Below are 24,469 nucleotides of genomic sequence, written 5' to 3'. Positions count from 1 at the left end.
TGGCTTTTTTATTTTAGTTGGCGGTGAAAGTACAAGGTATGATTGGGGAGCAGATCAGGATGCGCAATTTTTACCAGGTCTTTGAGTATCAGATCCGGACGCAAGTACCCAAGCTCCAGAAATTCGCTGCCACCTTTTGCTCCTTTGCGGATATCGTACGTAAATACCTTTCCTTCTTTGAATGCCTTAAATCGTGTGTAGCGGTTGTCGCTACCTGCAATGGATTGGAGATCCATGAAGGAGGCTACACCAATCCATAAATCAGCATCGTGAGCCTTCTCATAGACGGACTCAAAGCTCAGTTCAAGAAAACCGGTTGATAAGTTATCCTCCCACAGGTAGGTGCAGCCTGCGTCCTTTAGCAACTGCGCAGCATAATTTTTCCCTCCCGGCAAAAACCACGTGTCGCCATAAACCACACCGCTCATTACCGTGGGTTTGTAGTTTACATTTACAACAAGATCCTTAGTTTGATTATAACGCTTTTCGATTTCTGAAAACACCGAGTCGGCCAAATCTTCTTTATTGAAGAATAGCGCCATAAACTTTATCCATTCAGCCCGTCCCAGCGGATGCTCCTCCAGGTATTCCCCGTTAACAACCACCGGGATATTCAATTCTTCCATTTTTTTAAACTGCCCCAGATCGCCTGAGATGGTGTAACCCATTACCAGGTCGGGTTTTAGCATGGCTAAGCGTTCAACGTTCATTGATTTATCTACACCAAGTTCTGATACTAATCCTTCGTCTATGCGTGCGCGCATTTTTTCTGAGCTGATGTAGTCGGTGGTAGGAAAACCGACCAGTGCTTCTGTTTCATTTAGGTAATCAAGCAAAGGAACATGCGAGGTAGAGGTGCACACCATTCGTGTAATGGGTACCCTAATCACTTTCGTCTCGGCATCATGTTCGGGTATCGAACTACCTTGCTGAACCAATAAGTACTTGATTCCCGACTTTGCGTTTGGATAAGGTTTAATCACTTCTACAAGTTTGCTGTTTTCCAGGTAGGTTACTGCAAATCCCTTTGCGTATTTGATGCTGGTTAGTTGATCAGGTGAATCTGGAAGAGGCTGTGCAACCTCTTTGCGTTTGCAACCAAGAAATGTGATGAGAATCAATAGCAGACCGGATAATCTCATTCTGATGAAATCTTTACAATGATTTAATAAGGGTATTGAACAACGCTTCAGCTGCGCGTTGTGGTGTAATGGCCTTACCTAAAACCTGTTGCTCAAGTTCAGCCCTGCGTGCAGTAATCTTGTCAGACTTCTCAATCTGCAATTTTATCAACGACTCAAAGCATTCATGCATCCAGGAAACTTGTTGATGCTGCCGCCTTGTATCCAAATACCCGTTTGCTTTCATTTTTTTTTCGAAGTCGGAAAGGGTATTCCAAATGTCATGAATACCGTCCTGGGTTATTGATGAACACGTGAGGACTTTCGGAGTCCAGCCTGACTCATCGGGCCGCATAACATGAAAGGCGTGTTGATATTCGGCTTGCGCTTCACGGGCATGTTTAACATTGTCACCGTCTGCTTTGGTTATGGCTACGCCATCGGCCATCTCCATTATGCCTTTCTTAATGCCTTGCAGTTCATCTCCTGCACCAGCCAGCATCAACAGTAAAAAGAAGTCGACAATTTTTTTTACCGCTGTTTCGGATTGCCCCACGCCAACGGTTTCAACGATAATGAAATCAAAACCGGCTGCTTCGCACAAGTGTAGCGCTTCACGGGTTCGGTGGGCTATACCACCTAATGCTTCGCCAGTTGCCGATGGACGAATAAATGCCATTGGGTTTTTAGCCAACGTTTCCATTCGTGTTTTGTCGCCCAGTATGCTGCCTTTGGTTAAGCTGCTGCTTGGATCGACAGTCAGCACAGCCACTTTTTTATTGTGCTGAATGGCGTGTGCACCAAAGGTTTCAATAAACGTGCTCTTACCAACCCCTGGCACGCCAGTGATTCCCACCCGTAACGACTTTCCGGTATGGGGCAGAATGCTTTCCAGTACCTGATCTGCAAGTGTGCGATCTTCGGAAAGGGTGCTCTCCATCAGGGTTATGGCTTTTGCCAACACTATACGATCACCCTGAAGGATTCCGGTTACATATTCCTGATGCGTTAACCTCGCTTTCAATGGGGATTATGAATAGATTTTAGTAGCTTAAATTTCTAAATTTACCTGATACTAAACCCTCTTATGAAGAAATATTTCTGGATAGATGCAGCGTGGGCAACACTTTTCATTTTCGTAATGATGGGTGGTATCTACAAGTTGACTCAGCTACGTTTCTTTGATGCCTTTGATTCGATTGGTAAGGCACTTGAAGATGTGGAGTTAACTGACTTGGTATTCTCTCAGTTACGAGAAGATCCCCCTTTGGATACAAATATTGTTGTGATAAATTTTGGTGAACTGAGTCGCAGACAAGTTGCAGAACAAATCAGGATAATCAGCCAATTTAAACCTAAAGTAATTGGTCTTGATGGGTTTTATAATTGTCAAGGACTTCCACGAGACACAGTCTATTGTCCTCAATTAATTGACAGCCTTGGCAATGTCATGTTGATGGAGGCAATTCGAGAAGCTGGAAATGTGGTACTGGTAACAAAGCTTTTACAATCTGATTCACTCCTTAGTCGGAATGTTGATGATGAATATGATTCATTGGAGAGGTCTGATCCTTTGTTTACGGAAGTTGCTGCAAAAGAAGGTTATGCAAGTCTTGAAACAGAAGCAGCTTATCAGGATGATGTAAAAACCTGTCGAACTTTCAACCCTCAAATGCAAGTCAACGGAGAGAGGCAACTTGCTTTTTCGGTCCAAATGGCTATGCTATATGATTCGGTAAAGACAAACCGATTCCTTGCTCGAGACAATTTTTCTGAGATCATTAACTATCGTGGAAATGTTGCTGACTTTTTTGGTCAAACAAAATATCCATCAGTTTTCTACACTTTAGACGTGGAGGATGTTTTTTCGGAAAATTTTCTACCAACCATGATAGAGGGTAAAATTGTGATTTTCGGCTTCTTAGGTAAAGAGTTAGGGGATCCATCCTGGAGTGATAAGTTTTTCACTCCCCTGAATTTGAATATGGCAGGAAAAGCAAATCCAGACATGTTTGGGGTGGTTGTTCATGCCAATATAGTATCCATGATAATGAATGAGGACTATATTGAGAAAATGGAGAATTGGCAAGAATGGCTGATGGCTATTGTGCTATCTTATCTTAACGTGGCATTATTTTCGCTTATCTACATAAAATTGCCCGATTGGTATGATGGCATAACCAAGTTAATTCAGGTTGTTGAGTTGTTGGTTTTGTCATTTCTGATGGTTGAAATATTTGATTTGTTTAGCTATAAATTTGACACCACTGTTACACTTGCAGCAATTGCCTTAGTGGGAGATTCATTTGAAATATACTCAGGCGTTATAAAAAACACTTACAAAAGGATAAAACATCGATTTAGGTTTACCAAAAGCAAGGAACCTGTATAAATCTTAGAATTCGCACTTATATTTTATAATTTGCATATCTAATAAGACAAAAAACCCATGAAAATCAGAGATTTAGCTGTTTTCCTCCTATTTGTGTTAGCCGGAACAGTTGCATTTGGTCAAGATTATGCCTTTAAAGTTATGGCCAATAAGGGCACTAACGAGGTAAAATCAGGGGATTCCTGGCAACCTATAAAGACTGGCGCAAGCCTAAAATTGAATGATGAGCTTAAAGTTGCCGATAACGGGTACCTTGGTTTAATCAGTGCCGGTGGTAAGCCTGTAGAGGTGAAAAAGCCTGGACCGGTTAAAGTAGCGGATCTGGCAGCTCAGGTAAAGGGAGGCTCCAGCGCAGTTAATAAATACACAGAGTTTATTCTTAGCAGCAATGCCGAAGAGAAAAAGAACAAACTTAGTGCAACAGGGGCCGTTCACCGTGGTGACCCATTGGCTGAAAAAGCTATCAAGGTAATGTTGCCTGAAAATCAAAACGCAGGTGTATATAACAATGAAGCAGTTATCAGATGGGATGGGAGTAAGGTTACTGGCCCATACGTAGTTACGTTAAGCAATATGTTTGAAGAGCAGTTAGATAAAGTTGAAACAGCTGAAACCAGCATTGTGATCAACCTCAATGATCCGAAATTTGTGAACGAAACCGGAATTTTTGTTGTGGTTCGCTCCCAGGCTGACCCCAACCAGGTTTCGAAGCAGCACTTAATCAAAAAACTTTCTCCGGATGCTTACGAGAAAGTAAAGCGATCTATGAACGACATTATGGGTGAAGTGAGTGAGCAGACTGCCCTTAATAAATTTATACTTGCAGGTTTCTATGAAGAGCAGGGATTATTTATCGATGCGATCTCAGCCTATGAGGAGGTGCTGAAACTTGCTCCAGATGTTACGTACTACAAGGAGGTATATGATGATTTTCTCATCAGAAATGGACTTAAGCGCTAAGTATTTAGCTTAGCATAATTCTTTTAAAAGCTGCCCACATGCTTATGGGGCAGCTTTTTTATTTAGGTAAAAGCGTTCACCTATTAATTTTATTAATCATTAAGCAAAAAAAGACCATGAAAACAGTTCGCTTTATTTCAATTGCAATGCTGCTTATGACACCGGCATTGCTCCATGCTCAGTCTTTCGCATTCAAGGTGTTGGCGAGCAAAGGCTCTACTGAGGTAAAATCAGGAGAAGCCTGGGAACCCCTGAAGGTTGGTGCACAGTTAAAAGCAGCCGATGAAATTAAAATTCCGGCTAATGGATACCTGGGCTTGATGCACGCCAGCGGTAAACCGCTACAGGTTAAAGAACCCGGCAGCCACAAAGTTGTTGACCTGGCATCGCAGGTAGGGAAAGGTTCAAGTGCATTAAATAAGTACACAGATTTTATTTTAAGTTCCAATCAAGAGAAGCAAAACAAACTGGCAGCAACAGGAGCAGTACACCGTGGTGTGAAAAAGGACATCATGCTATGCTTGCCAAGCGACCCGTCAAAAGCTGAGGTAGCGGGTGATCGATTCCTGGCGTTGTGGACATCCGATGGTTCTGCTAACTATAAAGTTGTGGTGATGGATTTGGGCGAAGACGTATTGGCGACTTATGAAGTAACGGAACCGTTTGTGGCAATTGAGTTTAAGGATAAGTTGGCTGGTGCACCACAAATTTTGGTGCAGGTTACGTCTGCTGAAGGTAATGTTTCGGAGAAGTATACCGTTAAAAGATTAACCGGTCATAAAAAGAACAAGATTATTGGCGATGTAGAGGAACTATTACAGTCCACACAACCTACCGGCATCGACAAGTTTGTGCAGGCATCCTATTTTGAAAGCCATTTGATGATTGTTGATGCCTTGACAGCCTATAAAGCTGCAGCGGAATTGGAGCCGGACGTGTATCAGGAAGAGTATGAGGGTTTCCTGGTGAGGTTTGGATTTAAAAAGGAATAAACAAGCAGTAGACCATCGTTTCAAAAAACGGCTTCCAGGTGCTTTGGAAGCCGTTTTTATTGGGTTTGGCTGTACAGTATATTATCCTATTTTTGTGAACATCAAAAAATCCACTTCCAAATGAGTGTCTTGGTAAATAAAAACTCCCGGGTGATTGTTCAGGGTTTCACCGGTTCTGAAGGAACGTTCCATGCGGGTCAGATGATTGAGTACGGAACCAATGTAGTAGGTGGGGTAACGCCCGGAAAAGGAGGCTCGGAACATTTGGGCAGGCCGGTTTTTAATACTGTCAAGGAAGCGGTTGAAAAGACAGGGGCCGATGTGTCTATCATTTTTGTTCCACCTGCATTTGCTGCGGATGCCATTATGGAAGCCACCGATGCAGGCATCAAGGTAATTATTGCTATCACCGAAGGCATTCCGGTAAAGGACATGATGGTTGCCAAAAAATATGTAAAGAGTAAGCAAGATGTGGTGTTGGTTGGACCCAACTGCCCGGGTGTAATTACTCCAGGCGAAGCCAAGGTTGGTATTATGCCGGGCTTTGTTTTTAAGAAGGGTCGTGTGGGTGTGGTTTCAAAATCAGGTACACTTACGTATGAAGCCGCTGACCAGGTAGTGAAAGCAGGATTGGGGGTTTCAACAGCAATTGGTATTGGGGGAGATCCGATTATCGGAACGCCTACCAAAGATGCTGTTGAATTGTTGATGAACGATCCGGAAACAGATGCGATTGTAATGATCGGTGAGATTGGCGGCAACTATGAACCCGTTGCTGCACGTTGGATTAAAGAAACTGGAAATAAAAAGCCCGTGGTGGGATTCATTGCCGGCCAAACGGCCCCTCCAGGCAGGAGAATGGGACATGCTGGTGCCATCATTGGTGGTGCGGATGATACTGCGGCTGCGAAAATGAAAATCATGCGCGAATGTGGCATTCACGTGGTTGAGTCGCCAGCGGATATTGGAGAAACGGTTGCCCGTCTATTGAAGAAATAACAATCAGGTTCCTTAAAAACTTGCCCTGAATTCGCGTTCGAGGTAGCTGTTAAATTCCTGAACGTTATCAAACGTTGTTATTTTTTCCGGATTAAGTTCTGTATCGTCATTAAGGAAAATCACCTCTGCACAAAAATCCTTTAGCAGGTACAAATAGGCCTTACGCCCGTTTTTCAAACGTGTTCCCAGCATCGTTCCCTTTTCACGCAAAGCAGCAATTTGACGGGCTGCAGAAAGACTTTTGAAATACAATTTTCTGAACATGATTAATGAATTTGTTCCGTTTAATACGGCAAAAATAGGGTGGAGTTACCCCCTGTCATAATGGAGGCTTTTTAGAGTATGTGCACTTTGAGCGCATAAAGGGGAAGTTGACGCACAACCTTAGGAGTTGCCCGGTAACCTTACACGCCCGATTCAACAGATTTGATTGAGCATGTAGTCTAGTGGCTTACTTAAGCCTCAATTACTTCAAAAAAGAGGAAAATCTTGCACCACCTTAATTAGCCTACAATAAGTTGTTTGCCAGGTTCGCCAGCTCAGAACGTTCGCCTTTTTCGAGGGTTATGTGGGCATAGAGCTCATTACCCTTTAGCCGATCGATCAGGTAGGATAGGCCATTACTTTGGGCATCGAGGTACGGGGTGTCAATCTGGTAGATATCGCCCGTAAATATGATTTTGGTGTTTTCGCCTGCCCGGGTGATGACGGTTTTTACTTCGTGCGGAGTCAGGTTCTGAGCCTCGTCAACAATGAAGCAAATGTTGGATAAACTTCGTCCACGAATGTAGGCCAGTGGTGTAATAACCAGTTTTTCCTGGTTCACCATTTCGGTGATCTTGGAGTATTCCTTGTCTGATTCGCTGTATTGATTTTGAATAAACTTCAGGTTATCCCATAGGGGCTCCATGTAGGGATTAAGTTTCGACTTGATGTCACCCGGAAGATACCCGATGTCTTTGTTACTTAATGGAACGATCGGACGAGCCAGGTAGATTTGCCGGAAGTCGCGCTTTTGTTCCAGTGCTGCGGCCAATGCAATCAGTGTTTTTCCTGTACCCGCAACGCCTTGTATACTTACCAGTTTAACCTCGGGTTTTAGCAGGGCGTGAATGGCAAAGGTTTGTTCTGCATTTCGGGGCTTCACACCATATATGGATCGCTTCTCAACCTGCTCTATCATTTCATTGAACGGATTGTAGTACGCCAGCACTGATTTTTTACCACTCTTCAAAATGTAGTAATGGTTCTTTTCAGGTTTGATTTTTCCCAGAATTTCTTCCGGGGGGCAATATCCCTTTTCGTAAATCAGATTGATGATGTCTGCATTCACATCTTCAATAACGGTACGGCCCGAATAGAGCGAAGAAATATTTTGAATTTTACCAGTCGTGTAATCTTCGGCATGCAAGCCGAGGGACTTAGCTTTTAGCCTCAGGTTTACATCTTTCGAAACGAGTATAACCTTGCGTCCCCGTTCTTCTTTTTGAAGCAGCAGCGCGGAGTTTAGTATGCGGTGATCGGGTTTATCTTCATTAAACACCCGGTTGGCATCCAGCGTACCATTTCCGCTGGTGTCCATAATCACCTTAAAATCTCCCTTTCCTTTTCCGTTGATCGGGTTCCACTGGTGCAGCATTTGGTCTTTGGCCAGCTTATCCATCAGCCTGATAAACTCACGTGCTTCAAAGTTCTTAGTGTCGTTTCCTTTTTTGAAGTTGTCCAGTTCCTCCAGCACGGTAATGGGAATACCGATGTCGTGTTCATCAAAATTGAGGATGGAGTTGTGCTCGTAAATAATTACGGACGTGTCTAACACGAAGATTTTTTTCTCCTTTTTAGTCTTTGACATAAGCGTAGCGGATTAAAAAAAATGAATGAGCAAACACACCTGCAATAGGGTATTGTGTATTGATCTGAATACGGATGCAAGAGAAGTTTAAAAAATTAATGAGGAAGCCCTTCATCTCCAAAACTACCGGAAGTTAGGTAAATGCCCGGTATTTGCAAAAGAAACTAATCGGGGTAAATTTTTTTGGAAGCTATCTCAAACTGTTTCCTTTATGGGTCTGATGCTTCACGGTTAATTATAGAATTTCCAACCCTTTCTTTTTGAAATCATCAAAAAAAGGATTGTCCGGATTTAGTTCAGTAATTAAGGTATGAATAGCATGTGTCTCGCATACCTTATAACGTTTAATTGAATTTAGTTTTTCAGAAATACTTAATGAGACTATTTTTTTGGAGGCTTGTATCATGGCCCTTTTCAAGTGGACTACCTCCAGGTCAATTTCAGATAAACCAAAACCTGCATCGAAGTAACTCGTGCCTAAAAAGCAAAGGTCGGCACGTATTTGAGATATGGTATTGACTGTATCCCCACCTAACGCAATCTGGGATTCGTGGGAAAGTCTGCCCCCTATCAGGATAGTTTCAACATTTGGGTGTTCCGATAATTCCATAGCCACCAGCAAGCTTGGCGTGAAAACAGTGCCATGGAAAGTAGATGGGAGAAGTCGGGCCACCTCCAGGTTCGTGGTTCCACCGCTCATCAGTATGCCTTGGCCATCATTCAACAAGGAATGAGCTTTTCTGGCAATCACCGACTTTTGTTCGTGTGCATAAATGTTGTTTTCCTTATAGGTGTATACATGGAAGGAATTTGAAATGGCTCCACCGTGCACCTTTTTTATTTTCCCTTGTTCATCAAGGTATTTCAAATCTCTTCGCACGGTATCCTCCGATACATTCAGGTTGTTGGCCAAATCGGAAAGTAGTACCCTGTTCCGCACCTGAACTTCACTTAAAATGAAATTTAAACGCTCTTCTTTCAGCATGATTAACAGGGATGTTGCAATTTCTTGCTGCTTTTGATTGGCTTTTGCTCAAATTATCATATTTTCAAAAGGTTTTTTGCAAAGTATCCCGAAAAATTTCGAAAAACTTTGCAAAACCACTAAAAACCATGTTTCACTTAATCAATTACCACATGATCAAAAAGCTTTACTGTTTTAAGTTAAAGCCACGCGACAGTATTCAAACCATGTTGCCGGTGCTTAGGATGTTTTGTTGGTTGATTTTTGCTGCTGGCATTATTTTTTCCTTTCCTGCCAATGCCCAGGAACGCACAGTCACCGGAAAGGTGAGTTCAGCGGATGATGGCTCAGCTTTGCCTGGTGTGAACGTAATTTTGAAAGGTACGTCAACCGGAGTTGTTTCTGATGCCCAGGGAAATTTCACTATTCAGGTTAATCCTTCAGGCGGGACACTCATCTTTTCTTTTATTGGTTTTCAAACCCAGGAGGTTGAAATCGGTGCACGAACAGAGATCAATGTCCAGCTAAGTGTTGATGTAACACAACTCTCAGAAGTTGTGGTTACTTCTTTCGGTATCGAGAAGAGTAAGCAATCATTGGGGTATGCTGTACAATCTGTGGGTTCAAAAGAATTAACTGAAGTTAGGCAACCAAATATTGTGTCGGCACTACAAGGCCAGGTGGCTGGTGTGCAAATAACAAACACAGGTGGTGGTCCAGGTATGGGAGCAAGGATTTTGGTACGCGGTGTAACTTCATTGAATCCAAATGCAGATAACCAGCCGCTCTTTATTGTAGATGGTGTTCCTATTGATAATACAACAAACGAAAACTCAACTTTTTCACGCGGAATGTCCAACCGGGCTGCTGACATTAATCCGAATGATATTGAGACCATCAGCATTCTGAAGGGTGCTGCTGCAACGGGTCTTTACGGGGTACGTGCCGCAAATGGTGCGGTAGTAATTACTACCAAAAGAGGAAAATCAGGAGGTGGCCTTACGATTAATGTGGGCACCACCTTTAGTGCGGATAAGATTAATAAGCTTCCGGAATTTCAGAAAAATTTTGGACGAGGATGGTATGGCATAGATGATGGTAGCGTGTATTCTGCTTCGGGAGCCTTGATTGAAGCTCAATCAGTAGTTGATCCGACTTACGTGTATTATAACAATTATGAAAACTTTTTCAGGACCGGAGGTATGCGCGATTCTTATTTCAATATCTCTGGTGGAAATGATGTATTTACCTTTTATACATCCGTAAACAATACTGATCAAAAAGGAATTATTCCTTTCTCCGACTGGGGAAGAACATCGGCTCGTTTTCGGGGAACAGCAAAATTCAGTGAGAAGTTTAATATAGAGGCCAGCGTAAACTACTCCAATTCTGGAGGAAACAGAGTGCCTCATACCAGTATGGGTGAACGGCTTATGTACTGGTCGCACACGCAGGACATAACCAAGTATAAGAAGCCTGACGGAACGCAGATAGCTGGCATTCTGTCTGCTAATCCTCTGTGGACAGCCGAATTTTGGACGTATGAAGATCGGGTAGACCGCACTATCGGCAACCTGACTTTTAACTACAAACCAGTTGATTGGCTACAATTTACCTACCGGTTTGGCCATGACTTTTACGTGGACAAGCGTGATGAAATAGTACCCGGTGCCAAAGGAGTTGCCGGAGAAAATCTCAGCGGTCTCAGTGCAACTGGTTATATGGAGCAGCGCAGGTTTATTAACCGGGTGGTGAACTCCAACTTTTTTGTAACGTTCGATAAAAAGATAACACCGGACTTGAATGCAACTGCCCGCATTGGTCATGAGTTATTTGAAACGGATCTCAACTATAGCTATAACTATGGGGGCAATTTTGTGACACCAGGTTTCTATAGCTTCACTAACGTACGAGAACAACGGGTGACAGAAAATACGTTTAGAAGACGTTTAGTTGGAGTATTCGCGGATGCCACTTTAGATTATAAAAGCTTTTTGTACCTCAACCTAACGGCCAGAAATGACTGGACATCCACTTTGCCAGTTGGTAATAACTCATTCTTTTATCCTTCGGCAAGTTTGAGTTTTGTGTTTAATGATGTACTAAACCTACCAAGCCAATTGAGTTATGGAAAATTACGTGCTGCGTATGGACAAGTAGGTAAGGATACAGAGCCCTACAGAACAGCTTCTACCTATGAGGTCGCATCTGCGTTCCCACTTAACGAGATTGTAGGTTATGTACGATCTGCTCAAAGGGGGAGCAACCAGTTGGTTCCTGAAATAACAACTACCGTTGAGTTTGGAACAGAACTAAAGTTATTTGAAAACAAACTAGGAGTTGATTTTACCTGGTATAAAGCCAATAGCAAAGATCAGATTCTTGCCGTGCCGGTATCAAATACAACCGGGTATTCATCTTTATGGATCAATGCAGGAGAAATTGAAAACAAAGGTATTGAGCTGACACTTAGCGGCACACCCCTGCAGATAGGTGATTTTCGTTGGGACGCAATGGTTAATTACACTCGGAATAGGAATATGGTGGTTGATATAGCAGAAGGTGTTACAGATATCCCATTGGCAAGCCAATCGGGTTATCTGGCAGCAACTGTGACCATGCGTATTACCAATGGTCAGCCCTATGGGGATTTGTATGGAACCGGTTACCAACGATATTACCCGGGTGGTGAGCCTGAGGGAATTACCCATTTAGACAGAAACAGACCCATTGTAATTTCGAGTTCCGGCTCCAATGCAGGATTTCCAATGCTGACTCCTGCCAGCAAACAACTAGTGGTAGGAAATGCGATGCCTGATTGGTTAGCTGGTATCCGAAACACCTTCAGTTACAAAAATCTTTCACTTTCTTTTTTGGTTGATGTAAGATGGGGAAATGATCAGTATGACCAGTATGGTAACTGGCTTGCTGCATTTTTGAAGCCTGACTTCACCAACGACAGAAATGACGTGGTAATTTTTGATGGGGTATTAGCAGATGGTACACCCAATACCCAACAAGTTTGGTTAGGCCAGGGTCTTGGACCGGATGGAAGAGATTATGGCGCTGGTTATTATAGAAATATTCACAGGGCAATGTCCGAGAACTTTGTATATGATGCCTCTTTCGTGAAGTTGCGTAATGTAACGTTGAATTATAACCTGCCAAAGAGTTGGCTTACACCTCTATCAATCAGGGCGGTATCTGTATCGGCATCCTTGAATAATATTATTTTATGGACACCGTGGGGTAACTTCGATCCGGAATCGTATGCAAGCGGTACAGCAAGTAATGCTACAGGTCTTTCTGGTATGGGTTATCCAGGAACAAGAAGCGCGCTGTTCTCTATTAATCTTACCCTATAATGTTTAAAAGTATGAAACTAAGATTCTTTATATTATTAATCATCGTGGGTGTTTTCACAGGCTGTGAAGATTATCTTGACGTTAACACAGACCCTAATAGACCAACGGTTGTTCCGGTTAAGGGACTAATGTCGGTAGTCAGTATGCGAACAGCTACTAACACGGCTAATATGGGCAATACTACTTCATATTTCGTACAGTACCTGGCTGGCCCCAACGCGGGCGGCAATACGGATACCCACCAGGAAATAAACCCAAATGGGACGTGGGTGGGTATTTACAACGTACTAAGTAATCTGAGCGATATGGAGTTACTGGCTCAACAACAGGGAGCACCAAATTATGTGGGGGTGGCTAAAATTATGAAAGCCATCAACCTGGCACTTTTGGTTGATTCCTGGAACAATGTGCCGTATACGGACGCTTTTTTTGTTCAGACTATTAAGCCAACGTATGACAATGGGCAGCAGTTATATACTGAAGTTTTCACACTGTTGTCGGATGGAATTACCGAATTGGAAAAAACCGAAACTACGTTGACTATGGGAACAGATGATTTCATGTTTCAAGGTAACCTTTCACGGTGGATCAAAACAGCATATGCTTTGCGGGCACGGTACCTTAATCATTTGAGCAAAACACCAGCGTATGATCCGGATGCTATTTTGGCAGCTATTAATAACGGGCTTGCGGGTAATGCCGACAATGCGAAAGTTGTTTACTTTGATGTAGCCAATGCGCGTAATCCATGGGGAGTAGTTTCCATGAACCAAGCAGGCTTAGTACTGGATGGTTGGATTTCGAAGCAAATTGTAGAGGCTATGGATGGAACTACATTCGGTGTTATAGACCCACGGATGGAGTTTATGTTCAGTAAGACACAGCAGGGAACTTTCAGGGGTACAACAAATGGTGCTGGGCGCGATCCTGATGTTGTTGATCTCAGGCTGGATGCTTCAACATTGGTTGAAAGTACGTTCTATGCCAACCGAACATCTCCTGTAATGGTTATGACGTTTGCCGAGCAGAAGTTCATAGAAGCAGAGGCTTACCTGGCAAAGGGTGCAGCCTTTAATGCCCAGGCATATGCAGCATACCTGGCTGGAATCGCGGCACATATGGATATGTTAGGTGTCGATCCTGTTGACAGGGATGCCTACATCAGTGATCCTGAAGTTTCAGTTGGTGATGCAAACATAACCCTTGATTTGGTGATGAAGGAGAAATACGTGGCTATGTTTTTGCATCCTGAGGCATGGAATGATGCCAGACGGTATGATTTTCAGTATGAAGATATGACTGTCCCTGATCAGTTAAATGAAAACCTGAATGGCCAGTTCAGCAGAAGATTACAATATCCGTCAAGCGAGTTCTCAACAAATTCGGTAAATGTACCGGAGGTGACTTTGTTAGACAGGATTTGGTGGGATCAAAACTAACCATGATGAATATGAAACCTTACATAAGACTATTTATAATACTTGTTATTGCGGTAGCATTTGGCTCCTGCGAAGAAAATGCTGTAGGCCCCTCCTACAAAAAGATAGGGACATCAACAGCTACTAATGCGTTTATCACAGTATCACCTGTTTCATCAGTTGCGCCAACAACTGGCACCGATGTTACTGTAACCTTAAGGTATGTGAATATCAAGAGCGACCCAGCCAAGACACTTGTTCTGAAATTGCGTGAGGGTAGTGGTGAATTTACAACTATTCAGACTTTTGATGAATCCAATCAAGATACAGGTGTTGAATTAACGCGTACTGTTAACTACACAATTACACAGCCTGCGGGAACTTCATTAACCTTTAGACTGGAACTAACTACTCAGGCTGAATTCCCCAAGTTAGTTAATCGTCCAGCTTTTCCTGTTCGGTAAAATTTGTTTAGTATTTAAAATGAGAATGAGGTCGTCTGAAAGGCGGCCTCATTTTTTTTGAATGAACAAATTTTTGACTAATAATTTTTCTTTAAAACTCACACGATTTTCATTCAAAACCTCATCATAAACCGATCTTCTTTCTCTTGTGGAACAATGTTCAACACATTTGCGGCCACAAGTTTCACCAGTCGGGAGGAGGCTTGGCTTAGACTAAGCCCTGTAAGTTTGGCAAAACCGTGAAGTGAAATTGATTCGTGTGTTTGCAGGTATTTCATGAGTTGCTCTTCATGTTCGCTGTAGGTAAAAGCAACACTTTGTTTTCGTGATTTCAGAAAGGTAATCTGTGCCAATTCTTTACTGCCTCGAATGGTTTTGTCTGCGGTACGAAAATAGGCGTGCTTTTGATTGCGCGTTTCAAAAAATGCGTGGGGCTTTCGTTTGCTTGATGGTACGGTCAAGCTTATCACAAATTTTTCCTTAGGTGTTACAATAATTTCTTGCTTGAATTTCAAAAATGGTCGGCACCGGTTTTTAAGTAGTTTGATTACCGGAAGCAACTCTTCGTCTGGATGCATAACGCCAGGAATTGTTCCTTGATCGGAAACACCTATCAATAAGGTTCCTCCTTTTGTATTGGCAAAAGCAATTAACTCCCGAACAACCTGCTGCGGATTGGATGTATTCTTCTTAAATTCAAGATGTAAGCCCTCGCCCTGCGCGACCTGTGTTTTTAATTGCCGGAAGCGTTGCTCATCGTATGCCGCCCCTTCCCAGTATTTCTTCGTCATCTTCATCGTCTGGGTCATCTTTTGGCAAGCTAAACATTGAACTCAATAAATCCTTAAACTGCGTACCGGATGCCAGGTGATGTTTGCTGATCAAACTGTATTCAGCAAGGCCATGCAACGCAAACTCCATCAAAAGGAGTTGTGTCTTGCTATCCGGATCTTTGTGATATGCTTTTACCAGGTCTTTGAGTCCGGGCACTGACTTCAGTGCCTTCTCGTAATCCCGATCACTCAAATCATGTAACAAGTCGATGTAGTTTCCATCACCAAACCAATCGGTAATTTTTTTATACGGACTTTTTTCTTTTTGTTTTCTGAACTTATCCGGGTCGGGAAAATACTGTACGAATTGTGTTCGTATCGCTTTGCCAATCAGGTTTTGCGCAACAATGCCTGGCCCTTCCTGTTCGCCTTCGTATACCAACTCAACCTTTCCGGTAATAGATGATACGATGCTTCCCAGGTCTGAAATTCGTGAGGTAGTTTGCGTTTCACTATTGATCAGCATTCTCCGCTCAGCCGATGCCAGTAAAGTTTCAAAGGCTGAAATGGTAAGGCGGGCAGAGACTCCGCTTTTGGCATCAACAAATTCACTCTTGCGCGCTTCAATGGCAACCTGTTCAACCAAATTACTGATCAGATCAGGCACCGTGATGTGTTGCCGGGTGCCGGTGAGTCTTGCTTCCTGGTGTGTAATTCGCTTACCGGTTTCTATGTCTTTTGGATAGTGCGTAATAATCTGACTGCCAATTCGGTCTTTAAGTGGCGTTACAATGTTACCGCGATTGGTATAATCCTCCGGGTTGGCGGTAAATACAAATTGGATGTCCAGCGGCAGTCGAACTTTAAATCCACGAATCTGAATGTCACCTTCCTGCAAAATATTAAACAGGGCAACTTGTATGCGCGGCTGCAAGTCGGGCAATTCGTTAATGACAAATATGCCTCTATGCGAACGGGGAATCAAACCATAATGAATCACGCGCTCATCGGAGTACGGTAATTTTAAAGAGGCCGCTTTAATTGGATCAACATCGCCAATCAAATCAGCAATGGAAACATCGGGTGTGGCTAGCTTTTCTGTGTATCGCGCATCACGATGTAGCCAGGTAATGGGTGTTGTATCTCCCAGTTCATTTACCTTATCAATGCCAAAGCGCGAAATCGGATGAAGTGGATCGTCATTCAGTTCTGATCCTTCAATTACAGGAATGTATTCATCCAGCAGGTTAACCATCAAACGGGCCAGTCGTGTTTTGGCTTGTCCGCGTAAGCCCAGCAGGTTTATGTCATGTCCAGCAAGGATAGCACGCTCCAGGTCGGGGATTACTGTTTCTTCGTAACCCCAGACGCCTTGAAAAACGGTTTCTTTATTTTTCTTTTTTCGGATCAGGTTTTCACGAAGTTCATCTTTTACACTTCGCGATCTATAACCCGACTCTTTCAGTTGTTTCAGATTTTTTATTTTAACGATCTCCATGGTTGTGGTTGTCGCTTAAAAATTTTTTCTACGATTTTTCTTAAAATCTTCAAATACCAAATTGCCAAGTCCTTGCAGGCCACTGTAGTAGGCATTTCCGTTATTGGCTTTTGTAAACTCGCGAACAAAAGCTTTCAGATAGGGATCGGTAGCCAGCATAAACGTGGTTACCGGAATTTTTAATTTTCGAAGGGAGCTTGCCAGGTTTAAGGTGCGCCCCAGAATTTTCTGATCCAACCCGAAACTGTTTTTGTAATAACGGATGCCCTCCTTGATACAGGTTGGTTTGCCATCGGTGATCATAAAAATCTGCTTGTTCGGATTTTTCCTTCGCCTCAGCGTATCCATGGCGAGTTCCAATCCCGCAACGGTGTTCGTATGGTAAGGTCCTACTTGCAGATAGGGTAAATCCTTGATCTCAATCTGCCAAGCATCATCGCCAAATACCAAAACATCTAATGTGTCTTTCGGGTAACGTTTTGTGATTAATTCAGCGAGCGCCATGGCTACTTTTTTGGCTGGTGTTATACGGTCTTCTCCGTATAGAATCATGGAGTGCGAAATGTCAATCATCAGCACCGTTGAGGTTTGCGATTTATACTCGCGTTCCATCACCTCAAGGTCTTCCTCCGTTATGAAGAAGTTATCAAGACCATGATTGATTTGTGCGTTGCGCAAGGAATCAGTCATGGAGATTTGCTCCAGCGTATCGCCAAATTCATAGTCCCTTCGTTCGGTGGTTGGCTCATCTCCACGCCCGCTATGAAACGTTTGATGTTCGCCTCCTTTTGCTTTTTTAAGCTTGCCGAAGATTTCTTCCAAAGCAGATCTTCTAAGATTTTGTTCACTGCGGGCATTGAGTTTCAATTCGCCATCCCGTGGGGATTCTTCGATATATCCTTCTTTTTTGAGCTGTTCAATGAAATCGCCAATGCCATAGTTTGGGGAGGTGATCTTGTATTGTTTGTCCAGTTCGGTAAGCCATTCCAGGGCTTCTGCAACATTTCCGGATGTAATCAATACCAGCTGCATGAAGATTTTCAGCAGCTTTTCGAAGTCGCTTTTAGCGAATTCGGGTGGCGGGGTATATTGACTGAAACGGTATCCGAGCATTTTCTTACGATTTATTTATAACCCTGATGCCTGTAATTCTGTTTCTTTTATTGGTTATTTATTTTGAACCCGTGTAAGGTTACGTTGGACAATTATTCATTTTTTTCAAGATTCAACGCTTACTTTTGGCCTAAATTAACAATTAAGGGTTATGAAAAAGTCTATACTGGTTTTATTCGTTCTGGCCGTTACATTGGCTTCATGCTCTTCTTATACGTGCGCCACCTATGTTAAGGCTCCTGTAGAAAAGAAGGGCACTGCTGAGCAGAAAATGTAAGCTTGCCGAACTAAGAGAGTTACACCAACCACCTTTCAGGTGGTTTTTTTATTCCCCGATCTGTCCTATCTTCGTACTACTTTTTAAGCTAGTACTATGCTCAATCGCATACCTCCATTTTTTAAGAACTTCTATGTAGTAGCCGGGCTTATATTTCTGACCTGGATGTTTTTTCTGGACTCCAATGATTTCTTGTCGCGGTTTAAACTGGCGGGCAAGTTGCGTTCATTGGAGAATGAAAAGGAATATTATCAGGAAAAGATAAAGGAAGTTGAACACGACCGGGAGGAGTTATTTGGCGACCGGGAATCGGTAGAAAAATTTGCCCGCGAAAAATATTTAATGAAAAAGGATAACGAGGACGTATTTGTTGTCGTTGAAGAGTAAAACGAAAAGTTATGCGCTTTACAATATTTATTTTTCTGATGCTATGTGCCGGGTTTGCAATTGCACAAGGTGAAAATAATAGCCTTAAAGGTACTCCTGCAAAAGAAAGAATTGTAACAGGTGGTGGTTTTGGCTTGGGATTTGGTAATGTGCAGGATTTTGTTTCGGTCTCACCAGTCATTGGCTATGCGGTTACTAGGAAGTTTTTAGTTGGCAGTGGACTATCGTATCGATATTCAAAATACAAAATTCCTGAGCCCGATGTTTCTTTTAATGATTACACTATAAATCCATTTGCCAGGTTTACCGTGTATAATGGAATTTTTCTTCAAACCGAGTATGAGTTTATGAACTATCAGTTGCTTGTTGGTGGAGAAAAGCAGCGAAGAACTTTCAATAGTTTTTTGGGTGGTGCCGGATACATTCAGCCCCTTGGAGAAAGAACTGCATTTTTTGTCATGGCTTTATATAATTTTTCATATACGGCTTCTGACGCTCTTTACACCCCCTATCAAAGCCCTTGGGTGATTAGAGCCGGGATTAATATTGGCAATTTTATTTTCTAAAGAGTTAATCCAAATTTTTTCCCAAGCTCGGAAAGATCTTCCACCACTTTTGGATTTAACGGAATACCTTGGTCTTGTCGTTGAGCGTGCATAATTCTTTCGGGTTCACCGTGAATGAGCACATGATCGTATCCTTCTGCTGCTTTCGCTGACTTGAATCGTTTGATCCAATTATCCATGTGTTGCTTGAATTCTGTAGCAGGTCTGAAGGCATCCACACGCATGGCGCCAACAAAATGCCCGATGCCTTTTCCAACGGGATCAGCCGGTGGTTGTAAAAATGCAACAAAAGGAGGAACCCAAGGTCCATAGTTTGCACCGGAAAGCACAGCCGAAAGAATATCTACCATGGCGCCTAAACCATAGCCCTTATGACTGCCATGTTCGTAATCGCTGCCAAGTGGAATCAACGCACCTCCCTCTTTTAATTCATGTGGGTTGGTAGACGATTTTCCTTCTTTGGTTTGTATCCAACCTTCTGGGGCGTCTTTATTTTTTCGTTGAAGAATTTCAAGCTTTCCATTCGCTGCCGTGGTGGTAGCCATGTCGAGCACAAACGGAGGTTCCTTGTCGGCAGGAATGGCAATCGAAATTGGGTTGGTACCCAATAGGCGCTCAACAGAAAAAGTAGGAGCCACCAGCGGACTGGCATTGGTCATGGCCCACCCGATCATGTCGTGTTTTAGTGCCATCATGGAATGATAGCCCGCTATGCCGAAATGGTTTGAGTTGCGAACAGCCACCCAGCCCGTTCCGGCTTTCTCCGCTTTGGCAATGGCCAGTTCCATAGCTTTGGGGGCAACCACTAACCCAAGTCCGCTGTCGCCATCAATAACAGCCGTACTGGGCGATTCATGCACCACCTGAATGTTTGGTGTTGCATTGATCCGGTTTGCTTCCCATAGACGCACATAGCCGGAAAGTCGCGCCAGGCCATGTGAATCAATTCCGCGAAGGTCGGCTGAAAGCAGTACTTCAGTAGCCAGTGAAGCATCGGCATCTGAGCAACCGATTTTTTTGAAGATGGCATATGAAAAATCGCGAAGCGTACGTACCGGATAACTTTTTTCTGTTGTCATGGCGGCAAAGATAACCTCAATTTTATTTTCACCGTAAAACAAGATTTTTAGGGGTGTAAAAGTTATACCTTAGTTGTGTGGAATCTTAGAGCTTTTTGCATCTGAGGATAAAAATGATTTTAGCTATGAAACGTATTTCTTTAATTCTTGTACTTATTGGATTGATGCTTTTTGCAGAAGCGCAAACCGAAAAACAGGTTGATTCTAAAATTTCACGCGTTACCGTGTTTTTGAACCGGGCCCAGGTTACCCGTGAATTGAAAACCCGGGTGGAGGCGGGACGCACCAACCTGATTTTATCCGGTCTTACGGCCAACCTTGATCAACAAAGCATTCAGGTAAGCGGAAAGGGCGCGATAACCATTTTGGGTATCAATCATAATCAGAATTACCTCAGTGATCATAACCGACCAAAATCCTTGCAGGTGTTGTACGATTCACTTGAGTTTTATCGCAAGCAATTGCTACAGGAGCAACATCAGAATGAAGTCTTGAGTAAAGAAGAACAATTATTGCTCAGTAATCAGAAAATTGGTGGTACAAATCAAAATCTGTCTGTCAATGAGCTTAAAGCAATGGCCGATTTTTACCGGAGCCGCTTAAGCGATATTGGCACCGGAAAAATTAAATCGGATGAACGCATCAAAAAAATAAATGAACGCATCACTAAACTCAACCAGCAAATTCGCGAGCAGAATGATTTGTACAACCGCAACACCAGCGAAATTGTAGTAAGCGTTTCAGCCGATGCAGCAACAGCCGTAGAACTTGAAGTTAACTACATTGTTGCCAATGCCGGTTGGTACCCGGTGTACGACTTACGGGCAGCCAATACGCGTAGTCCGGTGCAGTTGAATTACAAGGCCAATGTTTTTCAAAGCACCGGTGAGGAATGGAAAAACGTCCGACTGAAACTGAGCACGGCAAACCCGAGCCTGGGTGGTGTTAAACCGGAGTTATTTAGTTGGTATCTGGATTTTTATCAGCCTTACGTAAAGGCTTTGCAGGGTAGGGCTGCTGGAGTGCAAGTTCAGAGGACTATGAAGCCTCAAGATAAAGAGGAGATACAAGTTGAATTTGATATTGAAGTTCCAGAAGAAGCAGCAACTATCTCTGACTTTACTCAAACTATACAGACTTCCTTAAATACGGAATTTGATATTAGTTTGCCGTACACCGTTTCGTCTGCCTCTAAGCCAACACTGGTAGACATTCGCAATCATGAAATGAAGGCAGAGTACCTGTATTCAACAGCACCTAAAATCGATCAGGATGCATTCCTGTTGGCGCGTGCCACCGGATGGGAAGAGTTTAGTCTATTGCCGGGTGAAGCCAACGTGTTTTTTGAGGGCACGTTTGTGGGTAAAAGTTATATCGATCCGAATGTAATCAAGGACACGCTTTCGGTTTCCTTAGGTCGCGATAAGCGGATTGTAGTGAAACGCGAAAAAGTAAAAGATTTCACCACACGCAGGACCATTGGCTCCAACATTCGTGAATCTTTTGCATGGGAAGTTTCAGTGCGCAATACTAAAAATGAAGCAGTAAAGATTTTAGTTGAAGATCAGGTCCCTGTTTCGCGCAACAGCCAGATTGAAGTAACGGTGTTGGACATAGGCGGTGCCAAATACAATAAGGATACCGGCAAACTGGTTTGGGAAATGAACCTGCAACCCAACGAGACCAAAAAGGTGGTGTTCAAGTATGAGGTGAAATATCCAAAGGATAAAACCATCAGCGGATTATAAACACTAGAGAGTGCTAGAGGCCATCTCAAAAATCAATTTCAATGTCAGCCTGAGCTTGTCGAAGGCTATTTCGAGTTACCAAACCGGTTTCGACAAGCTCAACCTGACATAAGAGTGTATTTTTGAGATGACTTCTAGTTGAAAACGGTCTTCATTATAAGTATAGAGACCGTTTTATTTTGTGTGATTGTATTCCGAAATGTTTTATTACTTTAATCGGATAATCGCGTGCCTATGCGTAACAATATTTTCTTTATTGCCCTGGTAGCCGCCATGGCGGGCTTTTTGTTTGGGTTCGATACAGTCGTTATATCTGGAGCGAACCTGCCTATTAAACAATTGTGGAATACCTCTCCGTGGTTTCATGGTTTATTCATCATGTCGATGGCGTTGTGGGGCACGGTAATCGGAGCGTTGTTTGGTGGAAAACCAACTGAAAAGTACGGACGGAAAAAAGTTTTATTTTGGATTGGTGTGCTCTACACTATTTCGGCCATAGGTTCTGCATTGGCGCCTGATCCGTATTCCTTTTCATTTTTCCGTTTTATTGGTGGTGTGGGTGTTGGTGTTTCATCCATTGCTGCACCAACCTACATTGCTGAAATCGCAACCACGCGTTTACGAGGGAGATTGGTAGCCATGTATCAGTTCAATATTGTGTTTGGTATTCTGATAGCGTTTATCTCCAATTATTTACTGCAGGGCTTTGGCGGAGCAAACGACTGGCGATGGATGCTGGGGGTAGAAGCTATACCGGCTATACTCTATACAGTTTTAGTATTGCGCGTTCCGGAAAGTCCGCGGTGGTTAATTTCGCAACACGATGATGCGAAGGCAGCAGAGAAAATATTGACTGATCTGGGCGCTGAAAATGTTAAGGAAGAAATTGCATCCATTCAGGCGTCCACCGGGCATGAGGTGCATCACGAACCCTTGTTCAGTAAAAAATACACCAAGCCGATTTTGCTTGCATTCTTCATCGCATTCTTTAATCAACTATCCGGCATCAACTTCATTTTGTACTATGCACCTGAAATTTTAGAGCGTGCCGGCCTGGCTGCCAAGGATTCATTATTCAATTCCATCGCCATCGGAGGGACTAATCTGATTTTCACATTCGTTGGCTTGTACTTCATTGACCGAACCGGCAGAAAAAACCTGATGATAATTGGTTCGCTTGGTTACATGCTTAGCCTTTCGATGGTGGCGTATGCATTCTATGCACAAGCTGGTGCAGCCTTTATGATGTCATTCCTGCTGGTATTCATTGCGGCACATGCCATGGGGCAAGGTGCGGTTATCTGGGTTTTTATTTCAGAAATCTTCCCCAACAACGTTCGGGCATTGGGTCAATCGTTAGGGGCCAGTGTGCATTGGGTGTTTGCCGCTTTGATTACCCTGCTTACTCCTGTGTTTCTGGATCAATCGAAAGGACTGTTGCGAAATGATCCGTGGATCATTTTTGCCTTCTTTGCCGGCATGATGACCTTACAACTGATTTGGGTGCTCACCAAGTTTCCGGAAACAAAAGGAGTATCGTTAGAAGATATCCAGCGAAAGCTGGGGATTAGCTAAACTGCTTGCCCAGGTAGGCGAGTGCACCTTCTTTCAGGGCATAAGTCGAAACTCGAATTTGTTCGAACGGAAAGTTTTTCAGCAGGTAATCAATCATGCATGAGGCCACCACGATCATGTCTACGCGCATTTCAATCATGCCGGGAATGGCCATACGCTGCGACCTGTTTTTGGTAATAAGTTGAAGGTGAATTTTTTGAAAGCCTTCAAGGGTTAAAGGCGTTTCGCGATCATCGTCATTTCTGATAATATTTTCCTCCAGGCAAAAAATGTCGCTGAGTGTATCAAATGTTCCGGAAGATCCAACTAATGTTTTCGGTTGAAGTTGATTGATGATTTCCATTAGCGGTTTCAGTACTTCGGAAAAGTATTCATTCAATAGACTGATCTCATTTTTTGTGATGGGATCATTTTTGTGGAATATTTCCAATAAACGTTGTGCGCCAATCTCAAAACTCCGTTTCCAAAAAATGGTTGTGTCGTTGGCTATGATAAACTCCACACTGCCTCCACCAATATCCATGATCAACGATTTTTCTTCGCCTAGATTAAGCGCAGCGCGAACACCGAAGCAAATAAATTCAGCTTCCTGATCGCCAGAAATTACAGTGACCTCTATTCCGGTTTCTTTTTTTATTTCCTGAATAACGGCTGATCCGTTTTTGGCATTTCGTAAGGCACTTGTTCCAAAGGCAAAAATCTGTGCCATGCCCGCTGAATTAATTTTTTGTTTGAAATCCTTCAGTGTTTTCAGGGCCCTGGCCAGTCCATCATCAGTAATCATATCGCGGTTAATACCACCTTTTCCAATCTTTACTGCCTGGCGGTCGCGGTGAATGATGTGGAAGGAATCACCCTGCTTTTCCGCTATGAGTAAGTGGAAAGTATTTGTGCCTAAATCAATTATGGCCAGTTTCGTGTTCATA

The 24,469-nt window shown here is 43.1% G+C and carries 22 protein-coding genes; 12 read left to right on the top strand and 10 right to left on the bottom strand.

Going from position 1 to position 24,469, the window contains the following annotated elements; translation table 11 throughout:
- Positions 1–8 precede the first annotated feature (8 nt).
- Together QY309_14245 and meaB are read right to left on the bottom strand one after the other, a co-directional pair.
- Positions 9–1,142, bottom strand: a complete 1,134-nt coding sequence (locus QY309_14245; GenBank protein WKZ59023.1) for an ABC transporter substrate-binding protein — start codon at positions 1,140–1,142, stop codon at positions 9–11.
- A gap of 13 nt (positions 1,143–1,155) precedes the next feature.
- The gene (gene meaB, locus QY309_14240) at positions 1,156–2,145 is read right to left on the bottom strand and encodes a methylmalonyl Co-A mutase-associated GTPase MeaB (GenBank protein WKZ59022.1); all 990 of its coding nucleotides are present in this window, start codon (positions 2,143–2,145) and stop codon (positions 1,156–1,158) included.
- Between the two features lie 63 nt (positions 2,146–2,208).
- On the opposite strand from meaB, the gene QY309_14235 reads away from it, so the two are divergent.
- From QY309_14235 to sucD, 4 genes are all read left to right on the top strand, one after another.
- Positions 2,209–3,513 (top strand): CHASE2 domain-containing protein, encoded by a 1,305-nt coding sequence (locus QY309_14235; GenBank protein ID WKZ59021.1) that lies wholly within the window; start codon positions 2,209–2,211, stop codon positions 3,511–3,513.
- A 57-nt stretch (positions 3,514–3,570) separates the two neighbouring features.
- Positions 3,571–4,473 carry a hypothetical protein gene (locus QY309_14230; protein WKZ59020.1) on the top strand — a complete coding sequence of 301 codons (903 nt, stop codon included), beginning with the start codon at positions 3,571–3,573 and terminating at the stop codon, positions 4,471–4,473.
- 116 nt (positions 4,474–4,589) lie between these two features.
- The gene (locus QY309_14225) at positions 4,590–5,465 is read left to right on the top strand and encodes a hypothetical protein (GenBank protein WKZ59019.1); all 876 of its coding nucleotides are present in this window, start codon (positions 4,590–4,592) and stop codon (positions 5,463–5,465) included.
- A gap of 120 nt (positions 5,466–5,585) precedes the next feature.
- Positions 5,586–6,464, top strand: coding sequence for a succinate--CoA ligase subunit alpha (sucD, locus tag QY309_14220; GenBank protein ID WKZ59018.1), 879 nt, complete (start codon positions 5,586–5,588; stop codon positions 6,462–6,464).
- A 12-nt stretch (positions 6,465–6,476) separates the two neighbouring features.
- Here sucD and QY309_14215 read toward each other — a convergent pair whose 3' ends face one another.
- The 3 genes from QY309_14215 to QY309_14205 all read right to left on the bottom strand — a co-directional run bounded on the left by QY309_14215 (position 6,477) and on the right by QY309_14205 (position 9,301).
- Entirely contained in the window at positions 6,477–6,728 is a 252-nt protein-coding gene (locus QY309_14215) for a hypothetical protein (protein WKZ59017.1), read from the bottom strand.
- Between the two features lie 244 nt (positions 6,729–6,972).
- The gene (locus QY309_14210) at positions 6,973–8,316 is read right to left on the bottom strand and encodes a PhoH family protein (GenBank protein WKZ59016.1); all 1,344 of its coding nucleotides are present in this window, start codon (positions 8,314–8,316) and stop codon (positions 6,973–6,975) included.
- Positions 8,317–8,551: 235 nt separating this feature from the next.
- The gene (locus QY309_14205) at positions 8,552–9,301 is read right to left on the bottom strand and encodes a DeoR/GlpR family DNA-binding transcription regulator (protein WKZ59015.1); all 750 of its coding nucleotides are present in this window, start codon (positions 9,299–9,301) and stop codon (positions 8,552–8,554) included.
- Positions 9,302–9,453: 152 nt separating this feature from the next.
- Between QY309_14205 and QY309_14200 the strand changes: the two genes are divergently transcribed.
- The 3 genes from QY309_14200 to QY309_14190 are packed head-to-tail and all read left to right on the top strand — an operon-like array spanning position 9,454 to position 14,527.
- Entirely contained in the window at positions 9,454–12,645 is a 3,192-nt protein-coding gene (locus QY309_14200) for a SusC/RagA family TonB-linked outer membrane protein (GenBank protein WKZ59014.1), read from the top strand.
- Between the two features lie 11 nt (positions 12,646–12,656).
- A complete protein-coding gene (locus QY309_14195) occupies positions 12,657–14,084 on the top strand; it encodes a SusD/RagB family nutrient-binding outer membrane lipoprotein (protein WKZ59013.1) in 1,428 nt (475 codons plus the stop codon).
- Between the two features lie 11 nt (positions 14,085–14,095).
- Entirely contained in the window at positions 14,096–14,527 is a 432-nt protein-coding gene (locus tag QY309_14190) for a hypothetical protein (GenBank protein ID WKZ59012.1), read from the top strand.
- 113 nt (positions 14,528–14,640) lie between these two features.
- On the opposite strand, the gene QY309_14185 is transcribed toward QY309_14190, so the two are convergent.
- Genes QY309_14185 through QY309_14175 form a run of 3 tightly spaced genes read right to left on the bottom strand, consistent with a single transcriptional unit; the run spans position 14,641 to position 17,911 of the window.
- Positions 14,641–15,318 (bottom strand): ATP-binding protein, encoded by a 678-nt coding sequence (locus QY309_14185; protein ID WKZ59011.1) that lies wholly within the window; start codon positions 15,316–15,318, stop codon positions 14,641–14,643.
- Complete coding sequence (locus tag QY309_14180) at positions 15,281–16,798, bottom strand: sigma 54-interacting transcriptional regulator (protein WKZ59010.1); 1,518 nt, start codon at positions 16,796–16,798, stop codon at positions 15,281–15,283. The genes QY309_14185 and QY309_14180 overlap by 38 nt, the downstream gene beginning before the upstream one ends.
- A gap of 15 nt (positions 16,799–16,813) precedes the next feature.
- The gene (locus QY309_14175; GenBank protein ID WKZ59009.1) at positions 16,814–17,911 is read right to left on the bottom strand and encodes a VWA domain-containing protein; all 1,098 of its coding nucleotides are present in this window, start codon (positions 17,909–17,911) and stop codon (positions 16,814–16,816) included.
- A gap of 151 nt (positions 17,912–18,062) precedes the next feature.
- On the opposite strand from QY309_14175, the gene QY309_14170 reads away from it, so the two are divergent.
- From QY309_14170 to QY309_14160, 3 genes are all read left to right on the top strand, one after another.
- Complete coding sequence (locus QY309_14170; protein WKZ59008.1) at positions 18,063–18,188, top strand: hypothetical protein; 126 nt, start codon at positions 18,063–18,065, stop codon at positions 18,186–18,188.
- Positions 18,189–18,284: 96 nt separating this feature from the next.
- Positions 18,285–18,575: a septum formation initiator family protein gene (locus tag QY309_14165; protein WKZ59007.1), complete on the top strand. Its 291-nt coding sequence runs from the start codon at positions 18,285–18,287 to the stop codon at positions 18,573–18,575.
- An 11-nt stretch (positions 18,576–18,586) separates the two neighbouring features.
- Entirely contained in the window at positions 18,587–19,141 is a 555-nt protein-coding gene (locus QY309_14160; protein WKZ59006.1) for a hypothetical protein, read from the top strand.
- Here QY309_14160 and QY309_14155 read toward each other — a convergent pair.
- Entirely contained in the window at positions 19,138–20,220 is a 1,083-nt protein-coding gene (locus QY309_14155) for an Ldh family oxidoreductase (protein ID WKZ59005.1), read from the bottom strand. The two genes, QY309_14160 and QY309_14155, sit on opposite strands and share 4 nt — an antisense overlap.
- Positions 20,221–20,345: 125 nt before the next feature.
- Between QY309_14155 and QY309_14150 the strand changes: the two genes are divergently transcribed.
- Together QY309_14150 and QY309_14145 are read left to right on the top strand one after the other, a co-directional pair.
- Positions 20,346–21,968 carry a DUF4139 domain-containing protein gene (locus QY309_14150; protein ID WKZ59004.1) on the top strand — a complete coding sequence of 541 codons (1,623 nt, stop codon included), beginning with the start codon at positions 20,346–20,348 and terminating at the stop codon, positions 21,966–21,968.
- A 234-nt stretch (positions 21,969–22,202) separates the two neighbouring features.
- Positions 22,203–23,543 carry a sugar porter family MFS transporter gene (locus QY309_14145; GenBank protein WKZ59003.1) on the top strand — a complete coding sequence of 447 codons (1,341 nt, stop codon included), beginning with the start codon at positions 22,203–22,205 and terminating at the stop codon, positions 23,541–23,543.
- Here QY309_14145 and QY309_14140 read toward each other — a convergent pair.
- Positions 23,536–24,468, bottom strand: a complete 933-nt coding sequence (locus tag QY309_14140) for an exopolyphosphatase (GenBank protein ID WKZ59002.1) — start codon at positions 24,466–24,468, stop codon at positions 23,536–23,538. The genes QY309_14145 and QY309_14140 overlap by 8 nt on opposite strands.
- Position 24,469 lies beyond the last annotated feature (1 nt).

The sequence above is a fragment of the Cyclobacteriaceae bacterium genome, assembly GCA_030584025.1.
GTDB lineage: Bacteria > Bacteroidota > Bacteroidia > Cytophagales > Cyclobacteriaceae > UBA2336.
This window is presented reverse-complemented; position numbering and strand designations above follow the sequence as displayed.

Excerpts from the sequence above, each read along its gene's own strand:
- QY309_14245 (WKZ59023.1), bottom strand. The coding sequence starts at position 1,142 with ATGAGATTATCCGGTCTGCTATTGATTCTCATCACATTTCTTGGTTGC.
- QY309_14235 (WKZ59021.1), top strand. The coding sequence starts at position 2,209 with ATGAAGAAATATTTCTGGATAGATGCAGCGTGGGCAACACTTTTCATT.
- QY309_14230 (WKZ59020.1), top strand. The coding sequence starts at position 3,571 with ATGAAAATCAGAGATTTAGCTGTTTTCCTCCTATTTGTGTTAGCCGGA.
- QY309_14225 (WKZ59019.1), top strand. The coding sequence starts at position 4,590 with ATGAAAACAGTTCGCTTTATTTCAATTGCAATGCTGCTTATGACACCG.
- sucD (WKZ59018.1), top strand. The coding sequence starts at position 5,586 with ATGAGTGTCTTGGTAAATAAAAACTCCCGGGTGATTGTTCAGGGTTTC.
- QY309_14215 (WKZ59017.1), bottom strand. The coding sequence starts at position 6,728 with ATGTTCAGAAAATTGTATTTCAAAAGTCTTTCTGCAGCCCGTCAAATT.
- QY309_14210 (WKZ59016.1), bottom strand. The coding sequence starts at position 8,316 with ATGTCAAAGACTAAAAAGGAGAAAAAAATCTTCGTGTTAGACACGTCC.
- QY309_14205 (WKZ59015.1), bottom strand. The coding sequence starts at position 9,301 with ATGCTGAAAGAAGAGCGTTTAAATTTCATTTTAAGTGAAGTTCAGGTG.
- QY309_14200 (WKZ59014.1), top strand. The coding sequence starts at position 9,454 with ATGATCAAAAAGCTTTACTGTTTTAAGTTAAAGCCACGCGACAGTATT.
- QY309_14195 (WKZ59013.1), top strand. The coding sequence starts at position 12,657 with ATGAAACTAAGATTCTTTATATTATTAATCATCGTGGGTGTTTTCACA.
- QY309_14190 (WKZ59012.1), top strand. The coding sequence starts at position 14,096 with ATGAAACCTTACATAAGACTATTTATAATACTTGTTATTGCGGTAGCA.
- QY309_14185 (WKZ59011.1), bottom strand. The coding sequence starts at position 15,318 with ATGACGAAGAAATACTGGGAAGGGGCGGCATACGATGAGCAACGCTTC.
- QY309_14180 (WKZ59010.1), bottom strand. The coding sequence starts at position 16,798 with ATGGAGATCGTTAAAATAAAAAATCTGAAACAACTGAAAGAGTCGGGT.
- QY309_14175 (WKZ59009.1), bottom strand. The coding sequence starts at position 17,911 with ATGCTCGGATACCGTTTCAGTCAATATACCCCGCCACCCGAATTCGCT.
- QY309_14170 (WKZ59008.1), top strand. The coding sequence starts at position 18,063 with ATGAAAAAGTCTATACTGGTTTTATTCGTTCTGGCCGTTACATTGGCT.
- QY309_14165 (WKZ59007.1), top strand. The coding sequence starts at position 18,285 with ATGCTCAATCGCATACCTCCATTTTTTAAGAACTTCTATGTAGTAGCC.
- QY309_14160 (WKZ59006.1), top strand. The coding sequence starts at position 18,587 with ATGCGCTTTACAATATTTATTTTTCTGATGCTATGTGCCGGGTTTGCA.
- QY309_14155 (WKZ59005.1), bottom strand. The coding sequence starts at position 20,220 with ATGACAACAGAAAAAAGTTATCCGGTACGTACGCTTCGCGATTTTTCA.
- QY309_14150 (WKZ59004.1), top strand. The coding sequence starts at position 20,346 with ATGAAACGTATTTCTTTAATTCTTGTACTTATTGGATTGATGCTTTTT.
- QY309_14145 (WKZ59003.1), top strand. The coding sequence starts at position 22,203 with ATGCGTAACAATATTTTCTTTATTGCCCTGGTAGCCGCCATGGCGGGC.
- QY309_14140 (WKZ59002.1), bottom strand. The coding sequence starts at position 24,468 with ATGAACACGAAACTGGCCATAATTGATTTAGGCACAAATACTTTCCAC.